Source organism: Pseudomonas sp. GW823-FHT01D03, assembly GCF_058798255.1.
In genome coordinates, this window is record NZ_JBXAKK010000001.1 from 4,823,362 (window position 1) to 4,840,699 (window position 17,338).

Sequence of the window (17,338 nt, forward strand, 5' to 3'; positions counted from 1 at the left end):
ATCCCCATGGCTTTTACCGATCCGTTCATCCGCCGCCCGGTGCTCGCCACCGTGGTCAGCCTGCTGATTGTGCTGCTGGGTTTCCAGGCCTGGAGCAAGCTGCCGCTGCGCCAGTACCCGCAAATGGAAAACGCCCTGATCACGGTGACCACCGCCTACCCCGGGGCCAACGCCGAGACCATTCAGGGCTACATCACCCAGCCGATGCAGCAAAGCCTGGCCAGCGCCGAGGGCATCGACTACATGACCTCGGTGAGCCGGCAGAACTTCTCGGTGATCTCGATCTACGCGCGCATCGGCTCGAATACCGACCGTCTGTTCACCGAGCTGCTGGCCAAGGCCAACGAGGTGAAAAACAAACTGCCGCAGGACGCCGAAGACCCGGTACTGAGCAAGGAGTCGGCCGACGCCTCGGCGCTGATGTACATCAGCTTCTTCAGCAAGGACTTGAGCAACCCGCAGATCACCGACTACCTGTCGCGGGTGATCCAGCCGAAACTGGCGACCCTGCCGGGCATGGCCGAGGCGGAGATTCTCGGCAATCAGGTGTTTGCCATGCGCCTGTGGCTCGACCCGGTGAAGCTCGCCGGTTTCGGCCTCAGCGCCAGCGACGTGACCAACGCGGTGCGCCAGTACAACTTCCTCTCCGCCGCTGGCGAGGTGAAAGGCGAGTACGTGGTCACCAGCATCAACGCCAATACCGAACTGAAGTCCGCCGAAGCCTTCGCCGCCATTCCGCTCAAGGTCAGTGGTGACAGCCGCGTGCTGCTCAGCGATGTCGCGCGGGTCGAGATGGGCGCGGAAAACTACGATTCGATCAGCTCGTTCGGTGGCACGCCGTCGGTGTACATCGGCATCAAGGCCACGCCCGGGGCCAACCCGCTGGATGTGATCAAGGAAGTGCGCAAGCTGATGCCGGAACTGGAAGCGCAGCTGCCGCCCAACCTCAAGAGCGAGATCGCCTACGACGCCACGCTGTTTATTCAGGCCTCGATCGATGAAGTGGTGAAAACCCTGTTCGAAGCGGTGCTGATCGTCATCGTCGTGGTGTTCCTGTTCCTTGGCGCGCTGCGCTCGGTGGTGATCCCGGTGGTGACCATCCCGCTGTCGATGATCGGCGTGATGTTCTTCATGCAGATGATGGGCTATTCGATCAACTTGCTGACCCTGCTGGCGATGGTGCTGGCCATCGGTCTGGTGGTGGATGACGCGATTGTGGTGGTGGAGAACATTCACCGACACATCGAGGAAGGCAAGACGCCGCTGGAAGCCGCACTGGAAGGTGCGCGGGAAATCGCCATGCCGGTGGTGTCGATGACCATCACCCTGGCGGCGGTGTATGCGCCGATCGGCTTCCTCACCGGACTGACCGGGGCCTTGTTCAAGGAGTTCGCCCTGACCCTGGCCGGTGCCGTGGTGATCTCCGGGGTCGTCGCCCTGACCCTGTCGCCGATGATGTGCGCCCTGCTGTTGCGCCACGAAGAAAACCCCACTGGCCTGGCGCACCGCCTCGACCGCATTTTCGACGGTCTCAAGCGCCGCTACCAGAGCATGCTCCACGGCACATTGAACACGCGGCCGGTGGTGCTGGTGTTCGCGGTGATCGTGCTGTGCCTGATCCCGGTGTTTCTCAAGTTCACCAAGTCGGAACTGGCACCGGATGAGGACCAAGGCATTATTTTCATGATGGCCACGGCCCCACAGCCAACCAACCTTGATTACCTGAGCACCTACACCGACGAATTCATCAAGATCTTCAAGGAGTTCCCGGAGTACTACTCCTCGTTCCAGATCAACGGCTACAACGGCGTACAAGCGGGCATCGGCGGCTTCCTGCTCAAGCCGTGGAACGAGCGCAGTCGCACGCAGATGCAGATCCTGCCCGAGGTGCAGGGCAAACTGGAAGGCATCCCGGGCTTGCAGATCTTTGGCTTCAACCTGCCCTCCCTGCCCGGCACCGGTGAAGGCCTGCCGTTCGAGTTTGTGATCAACACCGCCAACGACTACGAGTTGCTGCTGCAAGTGGCCGACCGGATCAAGAAACGCGCCATGGAGTCCGGCAAGTTCGCCTTCGTCGACCTTGATCTGGCGTTCGACAAGCCGGAAGTGGTGGTCGATATCGACCGTGCCAAAGCCGCGCAGATGGGTGTGTCAATGCTTGACCTCGGCAGTACCCTGGCGACGCTGCTGGGCGAGGCGGAAATCAACCGTTTCACCATTGAAGGCCGCAGCTACAAGGTGATTGCCCAGGTCGAGCGACCGTTTCGCGATAACCCCGGCTGGTTGAACAACTACTACGTGAAGAACACCCAGGGTGAGCTGCTGCCGCTGTCGACACTGATCAAGGTCAGCGACCGGGCGCGACCGCGCCAGCTCAACCAGTTCCAGCAACTCAACGCGGCGAAGATTTCCGGATTCCCGTTGGTCAGCATGGGCGAGGCCATAGACACCGTACTGCAGATCGCCCGGGAAGAAGCGCCAGCCGGTTTTGCCTTCGACTATGGCGGCGCCTCACGCCAGTACGTACAGGAGGGCAGCGCGCTGTGGGTAACTTTCGCCTTGGCGCTGGCGATCATTTTCCTGGTGCTGGCGGCGCAGTTCGAGAGCTTCCGTGATCCGCTGGTGATTCTGGTGACGGTGCCGCTGTCGATCTGTGGAGCGTTGATCCCGCTGTTCCTTGGCTGGTCGAGCATGAACATCTACACCCAGGTCGGGCTGGTGACCCTGATCGGGCTGATCAGCAAGCACGGGATCCTGATCGTCGAATTCGCCAACCAGTTACGCAAGGACAAGGGTCTGACCGCGCGCGAAGCAGTCGAAGAAGCGGCGGCAATCCGCTTGCGCCCGGTGTTGATGACCACGGCGGCGATGGTGTTCGGCATGGTACCGCTGATTCTGGCGACCGGTGCGGGCGCCGTGAGCCGGTTCGATATCGGCACCGTGATTGCAACGGGGATGTCGATCGGCACCCTGTTTACGCTGTTCGTGCTGCCGTGCATCTATACCTTGCTGGCGAAACCGGATCCGCAAGAAGCCGCATAACCCCTGTAGGAGTGAGCCTGCTCGCGATGGTGGTCTGTCAGCTGAAAATGATGTGAATGACGCACCGACATCGCGAGCAGGCTCACTCCTACAGAGGATCCAAGTTGGCCAGGGAATAAAAAGGCCTCGCATCTGCGAGGCCTTTCATTTTGGCTTCAACCGGTTCAACTCTGTGGCCTCATCCCTTGAGAAAGTCCGAACATGAACAGCAATAAATCATGATCAGGTTGAGTGGCCACGGAGGCTTTCGCCACCCGTGGTACTGCGCAGCGAGCATCGCCTGTGGTAGCACCGATCACCTGCATGCGGGGCTGCTCCCAGGCTGCCACCGCCAATGAAGCAACTGCCAAGGCTCCAACCAGAAACAAACCTCGTGCAATTTCGAGTTTCATCGCTATAAACCTTTGATAGCGCTGCCAAACGCCGTCTCGTAAAAGTAGACGAGTTTTTTCCAGTCCGTATCGCTGAACGACGAATGGCGCCGCAATTGCTTCATGTCATGGGAGGCCGCGCGATAAGCGGTCAGACGCTGGCGGCATTTTTCCAGATCGATCAATGCGACTTCGACCTGTGCCGAATCACCTTCGCCGGTCACCCGTACAAAAACGTGTTTGATGTAGATGCAGCTGTGCTGCCAACGGCCCTTGTGCATGCGCGCAAGGTTTTCGGCGAGGTCTTTAAGGACGCGCTCGTAAACCGCTTCGCCATATTGGGCACGGCCGCCGGCGGCTTCCCACTTTTCCAGCTCGTCGAAACCGTCCAGCGACTTGGTCACCAGCAGCGCACGCCACTTGTACTGCGGATCGGGCTGCGCGCCGCAGAAAACGATTTGCGGAACACGCACACCGAGACGGCTGACACCGGTCAGCGCATCCAGCTCACGCAAGACTGTCGGCCGCCCAAATGGGTGCAGCCAACTGCGATAGATATGTCCGGTCTGGCGCTTGGCATACAGTAACTGGCCGTCACTGCCCACGACTCGTTGCACACCACTTTCCCCGCCCCGGCGCACGTTGGGTTCTTCCACCCATTCACCGCGCTGGTTCCAGTAGTAATCGAAGCGATCCTGGGGAGCGACTTCCGTTTCGGCTGCTATTTGCACCGCCATCCTGCTACCTCTTGCGTAATACGTAGACCCGCCACATGGCATAGAGCGGAATAAAATCCAGTTGTTCCTGAATGCGAAAACCTGCCGCTTCGAATTCTTTTTCTACTGTCACAGCCGGTAACACAAACCGATTCTGGTAACCCTCCTGCCCACGCCGCTGTTCAGCGCGCTTGCGTTTCCAGGCCTTGAAATTACCGTCTACCCACAACGAAATGATGACGCTGTCCCGGGTGACACGTTCGAATTCGCGCAGAATCGCCCGTCGATGCTCGGCTTCACCGATGTGGTGCAGCAAACGCATGCAGAAAATGCTGTCGACGGCGTTATCGGGCAAAGCAATGTCGAACGCTGACGTGTGCAAGGGTTGTACCCGTTTCACGACGTCGGCCGGTTGCGCCTGCATCGCGGTCTTGATCATCGACTCGGAGTTGTCCGCGCCAATGATCACCCGGTTGGGCTTTTCCGCCAGCAACGGCCAGAAACGCCCTGCACCGCATGGCAGATCCAGAACCAGCCCCGGCTCGCCCGCTAGCGTCAACGCCTTGCGGGCCAACTGCTCGTCGCGCCAATGAGACAACCGACGACCTAAACCGTGCTGGTGCTTGCGCAAATATTTTTGTGCATGCTGGTCATCATACTTTTCGGAAAAATCGAGCTTGATCGGTCTGCTCATTGCGGAACTCCTGAATAACTGATGCCCCAACCATAGGTAGAGGCATGTCAGCGTCAGGTCGTCCCTTTGTGAAAATTACGTCAGGTAAACCGGCGAAGTATTACAGGGTTTTACAGGGAGAAAGCAATAGCGCGGGGCCATCAACTATTGTCAGCGCAGCCCCAGCGTCACCTCGAAACGGCAACCATTGGGTTCCACAGTACTCAACCTCACTTCCCAGCCTTGGTTCTCGCAGATCCGCTGCACCAGCGACAAGCCCAGGCCCAGGCCTTCGCCGCGCTTTTCATTACCACGCACAAAGGGCTGGAACATGGCTTCGCGCTTTTCCTCGGGAATGCCGACGCCCGAGTCTTCGACGATGAAACCGTGGTCGATGAGTGTCAGGCGAATGAATCCGTGTTCGGTGTAGTGGCAGGCGTTGCGCAGCAGATTACCCATGACCGCGCCGAGCAGGGTGGCGTTGAAGCATGTGTCCGGCGGGTTGCCCGGCTCGAACAACAGTTGCAGCCCTTTCGATTCGATCGGTTCGCGCCAGATACTCAGCAGTCCGTCGGCCACTTGGGCAAGGTTCTGCTGCGGCGCGGAACCGGCGTCTTCACGCTGGGCACGGGCGAGCATCAGGAAGGTCTGCACCAGTTCGCGCATTTCCTCGCTGGCTCGGGCAATTCGCTCGACCTGAGCCCGGCCGCGTTGATCCAGCCCCGGGTTTTCCAGCAGCAGTTCGCAGGAACTGGCCAGCACCATCAACGGCGTGCGCAGTTCGTGGCTGACGTCGCTGGTGAACAGCCGCTCGCGGGTCAACGCCTGACGCAGACGACCAAGCGTGGCATCGAACGCCACTGCCAGTTCACCGACTTCATCAGCCGCATAATCCGGGGCCAATGGCGGCGCCAACCCCAGCAACTGATCGCGATGCCGCACTTGTCGCGCCAGGCGCACCACCGGTGCCATGACCTTGCGCGCCAATACCCAGCCGAGGAATACCGCCAGCGCCAGACTGAGCACAAAACCCACCAGCACCACAGCGAACAGCACGCGTTCGCGCTCTTCGAAATCGCTTTGATCCTGCAGCAACACGTAACGACGACCGTCGACGATTTCGACCATCGCGTGATACGACAGCTGCTCGCGGAACACTTCGTGGAAGCCGGCATCGAGGTGACGCAGATCCTTGGGCAGTTCGAAATCACCCGGCCCGCCGCTGAAATAGAACAACTGATCCGGTTCCGGGCGATGGCTCCAGTCCGAGACGTTGTCCATCAGCAGCAGGCGCTGCAGGTCGCCGCCCAGTCCCGCCGAAATGAGTTTTTCCTCCACCAGGTGCACGGTCGCCACAATGCCCATGGCGAAGGCCCCGGCCACCAGCGCACTCATCAGCGCAAAGGCGATGATGATCCGCTGGGAAAGGCTTTGCTTAAACTCCATCACGCCCCTCGGCCAAGCGGTAACCCACGCCGTGCACGGTTTGCAGCAACGGCTTGGCGAATGGTTTGTCGATCACCTGACGTAATTGGTGGACGTGGCTGCGCAGGCTGTCGCTGTCCGGGCAGTCATCGCCCCACAGCGCTTCTTCGAGAATTTCCCGCCGCAGGACGTGCGGGCTCTTCTGCATCAAGACCGCCAGCAGCTTGAGGCCGACCGGGTTGAGTTTGAGCAACTTGCCCTCGCGGGTCACTTCCAGCGTGTCGAGGTCGTAGGACAAGTCGCCGACCTGCAGCGCACGGCGGCCGCCACCCTGAGTCCGGCGCATGACCGCCTCGACCCGCGCCGCCAGCTCGGACAAGGCAAACGGTTTGACCAGGTAATCATCAGCCCCGGACTTGAAGCCCTGCAGACGGTCGTCCAGTTGATCACGGGCGGTGAGCATGATTACCGGCGTGTCCCGCCGGGCATCTTCACGCAGACGCTTGCACAGGGTGTAGCCGTCGATTCCCGGCAGCATGATATCGAGCACGATCAGGTCGTAATGCTCGGTGGCGGCCAGGTGCAGGCCCGACAAGCCGTCCTGGGCGCAATCGACGGTATAGCCTTTGAGCCCCAGGTAATCGGCCAGATTGGCCAGGATATCGCGGTTGTCTTCGACCAACAGAATTCGCATTGGCATCTCCTCCGTACACAGTGACGGCCGTCATGGCCCGCGCAGCTTAAGGCCATCGCCGGTTCAGGGCTAGGGCCGGCATGCGCGCAAGTCCACTTGCCCGACCAAATCAAATAAACAACGAAGTTTTCACCATCGATTCACAACCTGGCGACAGCGGCGCCTCGACACTCCCGCGCCATTGACCTGAGGAAAAACGAGACAATGGACTCTTTCAAGACAGCGCCCATGCGCTTTCTGCTGCTTATCAGCGGCGCCTGGCTGATGATTTTTCTCCTGACTCGAGCGGTCTTGCTGCTGACTCACCTGGATGAGGCCGGTGGCCTTGCCCTGTCGGTGTTCGGCATCGGCGCGCTCTACGACCTCGGTTTCCTGGCATACGCGGCGCTGCCGATGGGCTTGTACCTGCTGCTGTGCCCGCCAAGCCTGTGGATTCGACGCGGACATCGCGGATTTCTGCGCGCTCTGCTGACCATCAGCCTGTTCGCCATGCTCTTTGTGGCCGTGGCGGAATGGCTGTTCTGGGATGAGTTCGGCGTGCGCTTCAACTTCATCGCCGTCGATTACCTGGTGTACTCGGATGAAGTGCTGAACAACGTCCTCGAGTCGTACCCGATCGGCAAACTGCTGAGCCTCCTCGCGGTACTCGCCGTGGTGATCAGTTTTGCCCTGCGCAAGCCGTTCAATGCCGCGATGAATGCGCCGCTGCCAGCGCTGCGCGGGCGTCTGCTCAGTGCGTTGGGCCTGTTGATCGTCGCAGGTCTGAGCCTGCAACTGCTCAGTCAGGACGCCCCGCGTGCCCAGGGCGGCAACGCTTACCAGAACGAACTGGCCAGCAATGGCCCGTATCAGTTCTTCGCCGCGTTCCGTAACAATGAACTGGACTACACCCAGTTTTACCAAAGCCTGCCGGCGGAAAAAGTCGCCAGTCAGATCCGTGCCGAATTGAGCGAAAGCAACGCTCGCTTCGTCGGCCAGGACCCGGAGGACATCCGTCGGGTGATCGACAACCCGGGAACCCCGTGCCAGCCGAACATTGTGCTGGTGACCATCGAAAGCCTCAGCGCCAAGTACCTGGGCAGCAATGGTGACGGTCGCAACCTGACGCCCAACCTCGACGCCTTGCGCAAGCAGAGCCTGTATTTCAGTAACTTCTACGCCACCGGCACCCGCACCGACCGTGGTCTGGAAGCGATCACCCTGGCCATCCCGCCAACGCCGGGGCGCTCGATCGTCAAGCGCATCGGCCGTGAAAGCGGTTTTGCCAGCCTTGGCCAGCAACTGAGCGCCGTGGGTTACGACAGCGTGTTCGTCTACGGCGGCCGCGGCTACTTCGACAACATGAACGCGTTCTTCAGCGGCAACGGCTATCGCGTCGTCGATCAGAGCAGCGTCGATGAAGCCGATATCCACTTCAAGAACGCCTGGGGCATGGCCGACGAAGATCTGTATCGCCAGACCCTGAAACTGGCGGATGCCGACTACGCCAAACAGCAACCGTTCCTGCTGCAACTGATGACCACCTCCAACCATCGTCCTTACACCTACCCGGACAACCGGATCGACATCAAATCCGGTAACGGTCGTGATGGCGCGGTGAAGTACACCGACTATGCGATCGGTCAGTTCCTTGAGCAGGCGCGGCAGAAGCCTTGGTTCGACAACACGATCTTCATCTTCGTCGCCGACCACACCGCAGGCAGCGCCGGCAAGGAAGACTTGCCGATCGCCAACTATCAGATCCCGCTGTTCATCTACGCGCCGAAAATCATCGAGGCACGCGAGAGCGCACAACTGGCCAGCCAGATCGATCTGGCCCCGACGCTGCTGGGCTTGCTGAACCTGGATTACACCTCGACGTTCTTCGGTCGCAACCTGCTGCAGGACAACGCGCTGCCACCGCGCGTGGTGGTCGGCAACTATCAGCATCTGGGTCTGTTCGACGGCAAGGATCTGGCGATCCTCAGCCCGCGCCAGGGCTTGCGCCGGCATGACGATGCGCTGACTGAAAGCCGCGAATCGCGGGTCAGCAGTGACGATCCGCTGGTCGACCGGGCGATCTCCTACTACCAGACCGCCAGTTATGATTTCAAACAGCAGTTATTGAGCTGGAAGCCGGCAAAGGACAGCATTGTCCAGGTCAGCCAACAGTAGCCGTCAATAGTGTGGGAGCGAGCCTGCTCGCGAATGCGCTGTATCAGTCACAGCTGTGGTGACGGGGTGATTGCTTTCGCGAGCAGGCTCGCTCCCACAGGGGACGGTGTGAAGCCTGAAATCCGGGCAATAAAAAACCCCGCCGGCTCATCGCAGGCGGGGTTTTGCGTTACAGGGTCAAGGCTGGCTTACATCATGCCGCCCATGCCACCCATGCCGCCCATGTCTGGCATACCGCCGCCAGCCGAGCCTTCTTTCTTCGGTGCATCAGCAACAGCTGCTTCGGTGGTCAGGATCAGACCGCCGATCGAGGCTGCAGCTTGCAGAGCGGAACGGGTGACCTTGGTTGGGTCCAGGATGCCCATTTCGATCATGTCGCCGTATTCGCCCGAAGCAGCGTTGTAACCGAAGTTACCTTTGCCGTTCTTCACTTCGTTGACGACTACGCTTGGCTCGTCACCGGAGTTGGCAGCGATCTGGCGCAGCGGCGCTTCGACAGCGCGACGCAGTACAGCGATACCGACGTTCTGGTCAGCGTTGTCGCCGGTCAGTTCGGTCAGAGCTTCCAGAGCACGGATCAGCGCAACGCCACCGCCAGGTACCACGCCTTCTTCAACGGCTGCACGGGTTGCGTGCAGGGCGTCTTCAACGCGGGCCTTCTTCTCTTTCATTTCAACTTCGGAACCAGCGCCAACCTTGATCACTGCAACGCCGCCGGACAGCTTGGCCAGACGCTCTTGCAGTTTTTCACGGTCGTAGTCCGAGGAAGTTTCGGCAACCTGGGCGCGGATCTGAGCGATACGTGCTTCGATGTCGCCTTGTACGCCAGCACCGTCAACGATGATGGTGTTTTCCTTGGACAGGGTCACGCGCTTGGCGTTACCCAGGTGCTCCAGGGTGGTGCTTTCCAGGCTCAGACCGATCTCTTCGGAGATCACGGTACCGCCGGTCAGAACGGCGATGTCCTGCAGCATGGCCTTGCGACGGTCGCCGAAGCCTGGAGCCTTGACGGCTGCAACCTTGACGATGCCACGCATGTTGTTCACAACCAGAGTCGCCAGGGCTTCGCCTTCAACGTCTTCGGCAACGATCAGCAGTGGGCGGCCGGCTTTGGCAACGGCTTCCAGCACTGGCAGCATTTCGCGGATGTTCGAGATCTTTTTGTCGACCAGCAGGATCAGCGGGCCGTCGAGCTCGGCAACCATGGTGTCCGGCTTGTTGACGAAGTACGGGGACAGGTAGCCACGGTCGAACTGCATGCCTTCTACAACCGACAGTTCGTTTTCCAGGCCCGAGCCTTCTTCAACGGTGATCACGCCTTCTTTACCGACTTTTTCCATGGCTTCGGCAATGATGTCGCCGATGGAGTTGTCGGAGTTGGCGGAGATGGTACCTACCTGAGCGATAGCCTTGGTGTCAGCGCATGGCTTGGACAGGGCTTTGAGCTCTTTGACGATCGCGATGGTCGCTTTGTCGATACCGCGCTTGAGGTCCATCGGGTTCATGCCGGCAGCGACGGCTTTCAGGCCTTCGTTGACGATCGACTGAGCCAGAACGGTCGCAGTGGTAGTACCGTCACCAGCGTCATCGTTGGCACGGGAGGCAACGTCTTTGACCAGCTGCGCGCCCATGTTTTCGAAGCGATCTTCGAGTTCGATTTCTTTGGCGACGGAAACGCCGTCTTTGGTGATGGTCGGAGCGCCGAAGCTCTTCTCGAGAATCACGTTACGGCCTTTCGGGCCCAGGGTCGCTTTTACCGCGTCAGCCAGAACGTTGACGCCTTTGAGCATCTTGGAGCGAGCGGCATCGCCGAACTTAACTTCTTTAGCAGCCATGATCGATATTCCTTAAATACTTTGTAGTAACGGGAAAATGAACGGGGGTATCAGCCTTCGATAACAGCGAGGATTTCGTTCTCGCTCATTACCAGCAGGTCTTCGCCGTCGACTTTCACAGTGTTGCTGCCGGAGTAAGGACCGAACACAACCTTGTCGCCTTCCTTCACGGACAGTGCACGCACTTCACCGTTTTCCAGAGCCTTGCCCGGGCCTACAGCGAGAATCACACCGTGGTTGGCTTTTTCAGCAGCCGAACCTGGCAGGACGATACCGCCAGCGGTTTTCTTTTCTTCTTCGCTGCGACGGATGACGACGCGGTCATGCAGAGGACGAAGCTTCATTGTCGATCTCTCCTAATTGTGGTTTTCATCGGCCGGTGTAGTCCCGGCGGGTTTAACAAATCCGGCCTGCGCCGGTTGCGGTTCGTCGAGCGAGCCGCGGAAGTCTGTCCGGCTCAAATGCCGGAAACCTTTCGGTGACCGATACATAAGGGCGCATATGCTTATTACAAGGGCGAGGGCAGAAAATTTTTCATCAATTGCCCCTTGAATGCCGCGCATAAACAAACGGCACCCGAAGGTGCCGTGTCGAAGCAGGGGTTACTTGCTGTCGCGATGTTCGAACTCGCCTTCGATCACATCACCCTCGCGGCCCAGAGGCTGGCGCGGTGCAGGACCGCCACGGGGTTGCAGGTCGTCGGCAAAGGCACGTTGACGCATCGCCTGTTCTTCGGCGCGCTGACGCATTTTATTGGCCAGCAGACGACGGGTGAATGGCAACAGCATCACCAGACCGACCACGTCGCTGATGAAGCCCGGCAGGATCAACAGGCCACCGGCCAGTGCCAGCATCAGGCCTTCAAGCATGGTCTGCGCGGGCAATTCACCGCGATTCAGGCTTTCACGGGCACGCAGTGCCGTGGCCAGACCGGCGACGCGCAGTACGAACACACCGAACATCGAGCCGAGAATGATCAGCAGCAGGGCCGGGAAAAACCCGATCGCCCCTGCCACTTTGACGAATACGAACAGCTCCAGCACCGGAAACAGCAGAAAGAGCAACAAAAAAGGGCGCATCAAAGATTCCTCAACGCAAGAAATGCCTTGCAGTAAGCCTTAGATGACGTCGCCCTTTCGTGAATTCAAGCGTCGGCCACCGCATTTTTTGGCCAGACCTCGGCGTGAGCCAGAGAAACCAAGGCTTCGCGCACTTGTATCGGCGTATGACAAGGTGCTTGAAACGGTAGCCAGTACAACGCCTGACCGATGCGCAGGTGCATGCCTTCGCTGTCGATTCCGGCCAGTTGCGCCGGGACGGTTTTCGGTAGGCCGGTCAGCTCAACGTAATGGGCGATAGCTTTGGCGTGATCGCTGTTCATGTGCTCGACCATGCTGATTTCAGCCTTGCCGGCAAACGGGTTGGCCAGGGTCACTTGATCGACCCAGTGAATCGCGCCGAAACCGCCGATGTAGCGGTGCCGCACCGGATTGAGCACCCAGAAATCAAAGTCGTGGGCCTTGTGGTAGTTCTTTGAATCGGGGAAATACCGGTAATAACGCTCGGCGGCGGCTTCGATGGCAGCCGGGTCTTCGAGCTTCTGCGCTTCGGCCAGATAGGTCAGGCGACCAACGGCCTGCACGTCGTCGGCCTCGCGCTCACCCACCAGCAGCGAACATTTCGGATCTTTCTGCAGGTTGTGGGTGTGCTGGGCGATGCGGCTGATCAGGATCAGCGGGCGGCCCTGGTCATCCAGGCAATACGGCACCACCGAGCCGAACGGAAAACCGGGCATCGATTTGGAGTGAGTGGACAATACGCCACGGTATTCCTTGAGAAGCAATTCTCGGGCATTCTTGGCCGCTTCAACGCTCAATTTATGACTCCTTAAATAGAATCCGTCGAAAAAACGGACAGGCGCCTGGGGATAAGTCCCGGTCACGCCATCGGGCAATGCTCATGTGCAATCTGGCCATAACCGGTACGGATCGAGCGTCGCCAATAACAAAAACCACTCAGACCGGCTATCGGGGCATGCGAATGCAACTCAACGACAAAGTAATCATTATCACCGGCGGTTGCCAGGGTTTGGGCCGCTCCATGGCCGAGTATTTCGCCGGCAAAGGCGCGAAGCTCGCGCTGGTCGACCTCAATCAGGAAAAACTCGACGACGCGGTCGCGGCCTGCAAGGCCAAGGGCGTCGAGGCGCGCAGCTATTTGTGCAACGTGGCCATTGAAGAACAGGTCGAGCACATGGTCGCGCAGGTCGCCGAAGATTTCGGCGCGATCCATGGCCTGATCAACAACGCCGGGATCCTGCGTGACGGCCTGCTGCTCAAGGTCAAGGACGGCGAAATGACCAAGATGAGCCTGGCCCAGTGGCAGGCAGTGATCGACGTCAACCTGACCGGCGTGTTCCTGTGCACCCGTGAAGTCGCGGCGAAAATGGTCGAGCTGAAGAACAGCGGCGCGATCATCAATATTTCTTCGATCTCCCGTGCCGGTAACGTCGGCCAGACCAACTACTCTGCCGCCAAGGCTGGCGTGGCCGCAGCCACCGTGACCTGGGCCAAGGAACTGGCGCGTTACGGTATTCGTGTGGCAGGCATTGCGCCGGGCTTCATCGAAACCGAGATGACTCTGGGCATGAAGCCGGAAGCGTTGGAGAAAATGACCTCGGGTATTCCGCTCAAGCGCATGGGCAAGCCGGAAGAGATCGCCCATTCGGCGGCGTACATCTTCGAGAACGACTACTACACCGGGCGGATTCTGGAGATGGATGGCGGGTTGCGTATCTAAGCGCCACCTCAAAACCAACTGTAGGAGTGAGCCTGCTCGCGATTGCGGTCATTCATTCAACATTTTCGTTGAATGTTAATCCGCTATCGCGAGCAGGCTCACTCCTACAGGTTTTCAGCGTTACCGATTGATCAATCGTCGCTGATGCTGATATTAGGCATCGCCGGCGTCGCCGCTTCCTGCAACACAATGCGTGCGCCGACGTGGCGGGCCAGTTCCTGATAGACCATGGCAATCTGGCTGTCCGGTTCGGCGATCACCGTTGGCTTGCCGCCATCGGCCTGCTCGCGGATCAGCATCGACAGTGGCAGCGAAGCCAGCAGTTCGACGCCATATTGGGTCGCCAGTTTTTCGCCACCGCCCTCACCGAACAGATGCTCGGCATGTCCGCAGTTCGAGCAGATGTGCACCGCCATGTTTTCCACCACGCCCAGCACCGGAATGTTGACCTTGCGGAACATTTCCACGCCTTTGCGCGCGTCCAGCAACGCCAGATCCTGCGGGGTAGTGACGATCACCGCACCGGCCACCGGGACTTTCTGCGCCAGGGTCAACTGGATGTCGCCGGTACCTGGCGGCATGTCGATCACCAGATAATCCAGGTCGCCCCACGCGGTTTGCGTGACCAGTTGCAGCAGTGCGCCGGAGACCATCGGCCCGCGCCAGACCATCGGCGTGTTGTCGTCGGTCAAGAACGCCATCGACATGACTTCCACACCGTGGGCCTTGAGCGGCACGAACCACTTCTGATCCTTGACCTCAGGGCGGGTGCGCTCCGGGATACCGAACATGATGCCCTGGCTCGGGCCATAGATGTCGGCGTCGAGAATCCCCACCTTGGCGCCTTCGCGGGCCAGCGCCAGCGCGAGGTTGGCCGCAGTGGTCGACTTGCCCACGCCGCCCTTGCCCGAAGCCACGGCGACCACGTTCTTGACGTTGGCCAGCCCCGGGATCTGGGCCTGGGCCTTGTGCGCGGCGATCACGCTGTTGACCTCGACCTTGGCGATCGTCACCCCATCGAGGTTTTCGATGGCCAGTTGCAGCAACTGCGCCCAGCCGCTCTTGAACAGACCGGCGGCGTAACCGATTTCCAGCTGCACATTGACGCGATCACCGACGATCTCGATGTGCTTCACGCAACCGGCGCTGACCGGGTCCTGGTTCAGGTAGGGGTCGGTGTATTGGCTGAGGACGGCTTCCACCGCTGCGCGAGTGACGGCACTCATGGGCAACTCCGATAACAAGACTGGGAAAAGATGGCGGGTATCGTACCCCGCAGATTGATTTGTGGTCAGGCGATTTATGCTTTGACTCGACTTTGTGGCGAGGGAGCTTGCTCCCGCTCGACTGCGCAGCAGGCGCAATCAGGCTTATCAGGTCTTTCCGACATTACCGGGATGGGGCGGCTTCGCCACCCAGCGGGAGCAAGCTCCCTCGCCACAATGTATTGCGGTCAGTCCATCCGGTTATTGCAGTGGCCGCATCCGGAAACAGGTGCACAGGGTGAAAAATATGCGCCAGCGCTTTATAGTGGCCGACCTCCGTTTCATCAAGTAGCGAAGCCCCACATGTCCGAACCACGCAAGATCCTCGTCACCAGCGCCCTGCCCTACGCCAACGGTTCGATTCACCTTGGCCATATGCTGGAATACATCCAGACCGATATGTGGGTGCGCTTCCAGAAGCATCGCGGCAATCAATGCATCTATGTCTGCGCCGACGACGCCCACGGTTCGGCGATCATGCTGCGCGCGGAAAAGGAAGGCATCACCCCGGAACAACTGATCGCCAACGTGCAGGCTGAACACAGCGCCGACTTTGCCGAGTTCCTGGTCGACTTTGACAACTTCCACTCCACTCACGCCGAAGAAAACCGCGAGCTGTCGAGCCAGATCTACCTGAAGCTGCGTGACGCCGGGCACATCGCACAACGCTCGATCACTCAGTATTTCGACCCGGAAAAGAAAATGTTCCTGGCCGACCGCTTCATCAAGGGCACCTGCCCGAAGTGCGGCACCGAAGACCAGTACGGCGACAACTGCGAAAAATGCGGTGCAACCTACGCGCCGACCGATCTGAAAGATCCGAAGTCGGCGATCTCCGGCGCCACTCCGGTGCTCAAGGATTCCCAGCACTTCTTCTTCAAGCTGCCGGACTTCCAGCAGATGCTGCAGACCTGGACCCGCAGCGGCACCCTGCAGGATGCCGTCGCGAACAAGATCGCCGAGTGGCTGGACGCCGGCCTGCAGCAGTGGGACATCTCCCGCGATGCGCCGTACTTCGGTTTCGAGATCCCGGACGAGCCGGGCAAGTATTTCTACGTGTGGCTGGACGCGCCGATCGGCTACATGGCCAGCTTCAAGAACCTGTGCAATCGCACGCCGGAGCTGGACTTCGACGCGTTCTGGGGCAAGGACTCGACCGCCGAGCTGTACCATTTCATCGGCAAGGACATCGTCAACTTCCACGCCCTGTTCTGGCCCGCCATGCTCGAAGGCGCCGGCTTCCGCAAGCCGACCGGAATCAACGTGCACGGCTACCTGACCGTCAACGGCCAGAAGATGTCCAAGTCCCGTGGCACCTTCATCAAGGCCCGCACCTACCTAGATCACCTGTCGCCGGAATACCTGCGCTACTACTACGCAGCCAAACTTGGCCGTGGCGTCGACGACCTCGACCTGAACCTCGAAGACTTCGTGCAGAAGGTCAACTCCGACCTGGTCGGCAAAGTCGTCAACATCGCCAGCCGCTGCGCCGGTTTCATCCACAAGGGCAACGGCGGCCTGCTGGTCGACAACAATGCCGCGCCAGAGCTGACCGAAGCGTTCCTCGCCGCTGCGCCGAGCATTGCCGACGCCTATGAAGCCCGCGACTTCGCCCGCGCCATGCGTGAAACCATGGCCCTGGCCGACCGCGCCAACGCCTGGATCGCCGACAAGGCCCCATGGTCGTTGAACAAGCAGGAAGGCAAGCAGGATGAAGTCCAGGCGATCTGCGCCACTGGCATCAACCTGTTCCGCCAGTTGGTGATCTTCCTCAAACCGGTGCTGCCGCTGCTGGCCGCCGACGCCGAGGCCTTCCTCAACGTCGCCCCGCTGACCTGGAACGACCACACCACGTTGCTGGCCAACCATCAGTTGAACGAGTTCAAACCGTTGATGACCCGCATCGACCCGGTAAAAGTACAAGCCATGACCGACGCCTCGAAAGAAGACCTGACCGCCAGCCAGACCGACACCGGTGCCGCCGCGCCTGCGGGCAATGGCGAACTGGCCAAGGATCCGCTGTCGCCGGAAATCGACTTCGACACCTTTGCCGCCGTCGACCTGCGCGTGGCTTTGATCGTCAAGGCTGAACACGTTGAGGGCGCCGACAAGCTGCTGCGCCTGACGCTGGACATCGGTGACGAGCAGCGCAACGTGTTCTCCGGAATCAAGAGCGCTTACCCGGACCCATCGAAACTCGACGGTCGCCTGACCATGATGATCGCCAACCTCAAGCCGCGGAAAATGAAGTTCGGCATCTCCGAAGGCATGGTGATGGCCGCCGGCCCTGGCGGTGAAGAAATCTACCTGCTGAGCCCGGACAGCGGCGCCAAGCCGGGTCAACGCATCAAGTAAGACCCAGCG

At 59.9% G+C, this 17,338-nt stretch carries 14 protein-coding genes; 4 read left to right on the forward strand and 10 right to left on the reverse strand.

What is annotated here, in order from left to right; translation table 11 throughout:
* Positions 1 to 6 precede the first annotated feature (6 nt).
* Positions 7 to 3,042 carry a multidrug efflux RND transporter permease subunit gene (locus AC1RBR_RS21255; protein WP_492566485.1) on the forward strand — a complete coding sequence of 1,012 codons (3,036 nt, stop codon included), beginning with the start codon at positions 7 to 9 and terminating at the stop codon, positions 3,040 to 3,042.
* 164 nt (positions 3,043 to 3,206) lie between these two features.
* Here the strand turns inward: AC1RBR_RS21255 and AC1RBR_RS21260 are convergent, their stop codons facing one another.
* The 5 genes from AC1RBR_RS21260 to colR all read right to left on the reverse strand — a co-directional run bounded on the left by AC1RBR_RS21260 (position 3,207) and on the right by colR (position 6,921).
* Positions 3,207 to 3,434, reverse strand: a complete 228-nt coding sequence (locus AC1RBR_RS21260; protein ID WP_492566487.1) for a hypothetical protein — start codon at positions 3,432 to 3,434, stop codon at positions 3,207 to 3,209.
* A gap of 2 nt (positions 3,435 to 3,436) precedes the next feature.
* Positions 3,437 to 4,150, reverse strand: coding sequence for a lipopolysaccharide kinase InaA family protein (locus AC1RBR_RS21265; RefSeq protein WP_095136969.1), 714 nt, complete (start codon positions 4,148 to 4,150; stop codon positions 3,437 to 3,439).
* A 4-nt stretch (positions 4,151 to 4,154) separates the two neighbouring features.
* Complete coding sequence (locus tag AC1RBR_RS21270; RefSeq protein WP_095136968.1) at positions 4,155 to 4,823, reverse strand: class I SAM-dependent methyltransferase; 669 nt, start codon at positions 4,821 to 4,823, stop codon at positions 4,155 to 4,157.
* Between the two features lie 150 nt (positions 4,824 to 4,973).
* Positions 4,974 to 6,248, reverse strand: a complete 1,275-nt coding sequence (locus AC1RBR_RS21275; RefSeq protein ID WP_204895247.1) for a sensor histidine kinase — start codon at positions 6,246 to 6,248, stop codon at positions 4,974 to 4,976.
* Positions 6,238 to 6,921 (reverse strand): two-component system response regulator ColR, encoded by a 684-nt coding sequence (colR, locus tag AC1RBR_RS21280; protein WP_041068401.1) that lies wholly within the window; start codon positions 6,919 to 6,921, stop codon positions 6,238 to 6,240. The genes AC1RBR_RS21275 and colR overlap by 11 nt, the downstream gene beginning before the upstream one ends.
* 204 nt (positions 6,922 to 7,125) lie before the next feature.
* Here colR and AC1RBR_RS21285 point away from each other — a divergent pair, with 204 nt between their 5' ends.
* Positions 7,126 to 9,075, forward strand: a complete 1,950-nt coding sequence (locus AC1RBR_RS21285) for an LTA synthase family protein (protein ID WP_492566488.1) — start codon at positions 7,126 to 7,128, stop codon at positions 9,073 to 9,075.
* Positions 9,076 to 9,263: 188 nt separating this feature from the next.
* Here the strand turns inward: AC1RBR_RS21285 and groL are convergent, their stop codons facing one another.
* From groL to AC1RBR_RS21305, 4 genes are all read right to left on the reverse strand, one after another.
* Positions 9,264 to 10,910, reverse strand: coding sequence for a chaperonin GroEL (gene groL, locus AC1RBR_RS21290; RefSeq protein ID WP_007964008.1), 1,647 nt, complete (start codon positions 10,908 to 10,910; stop codon positions 9,264 to 9,266).
* Between the two features lie 50 nt (positions 10,911 to 10,960).
* Complete coding sequence (locus AC1RBR_RS21295) at positions 10,961 to 11,254, reverse strand: co-chaperone GroES (protein WP_007916610.1); 294 nt, start codon at positions 11,252 to 11,254, stop codon at positions 10,961 to 10,963.
* Positions 11,255 to 11,512: 258 nt separating this feature from the next.
* Positions 11,513 to 11,989, reverse strand: coding sequence for an FxsA family protein (locus AC1RBR_RS21300; RefSeq protein ID WP_034153496.1), 477 nt, complete (start codon positions 11,987 to 11,989; stop codon positions 11,513 to 11,515).
* A gap of 65 nt (positions 11,990 to 12,054) precedes the next feature.
* Entirely contained in the window at positions 12,055 to 12,786 is a 732-nt protein-coding gene (locus AC1RBR_RS21305; protein WP_492566489.1) for a HugZ family pyridoxamine 5'-phosphate oxidase, read from the reverse strand.
* Between the two features lie 164 nt (positions 12,787 to 12,950).
* Here AC1RBR_RS21305 and AC1RBR_RS21310 point away from each other — a divergent pair, with 164 nt between their 5' ends.
* Positions 12,951 to 13,709 (forward strand): SDR family oxidoreductase, encoded by a 759-nt coding sequence (locus AC1RBR_RS21310; protein ID WP_136492797.1) that lies wholly within the window; start codon positions 12,951 to 12,953, stop codon positions 13,707 to 13,709.
* Between the two features lie 131 nt (positions 13,710 to 13,840).
* Here AC1RBR_RS21310 and apbC read toward each other — a convergent pair whose 3' ends face one another.
* On the reverse strand, positions 13,841 to 14,935 hold the full coding sequence (gene apbC, locus AC1RBR_RS21315; protein WP_027612056.1) for an iron-sulfur cluster carrier protein ApbC: 1,095 nt from the start codon (positions 14,933 to 14,935) through the stop codon (positions 13,841 to 13,843).
* A 342-nt stretch (positions 14,936 to 15,277) separates the two neighbouring features.
* Here apbC and metG point away from each other — a divergent pair, with 342 nt between their 5' ends.
* Positions 15,278 to 17,329, forward strand: a complete 2,052-nt coding sequence (gene metG / locus AC1RBR_RS21320) for a methionine--tRNA ligase (RefSeq protein WP_115988997.1) — start codon at positions 15,278 to 15,280, stop codon at positions 17,327 to 17,329.
* Positions 17,330 to 17,338 lie beyond the last annotated feature (9 nt).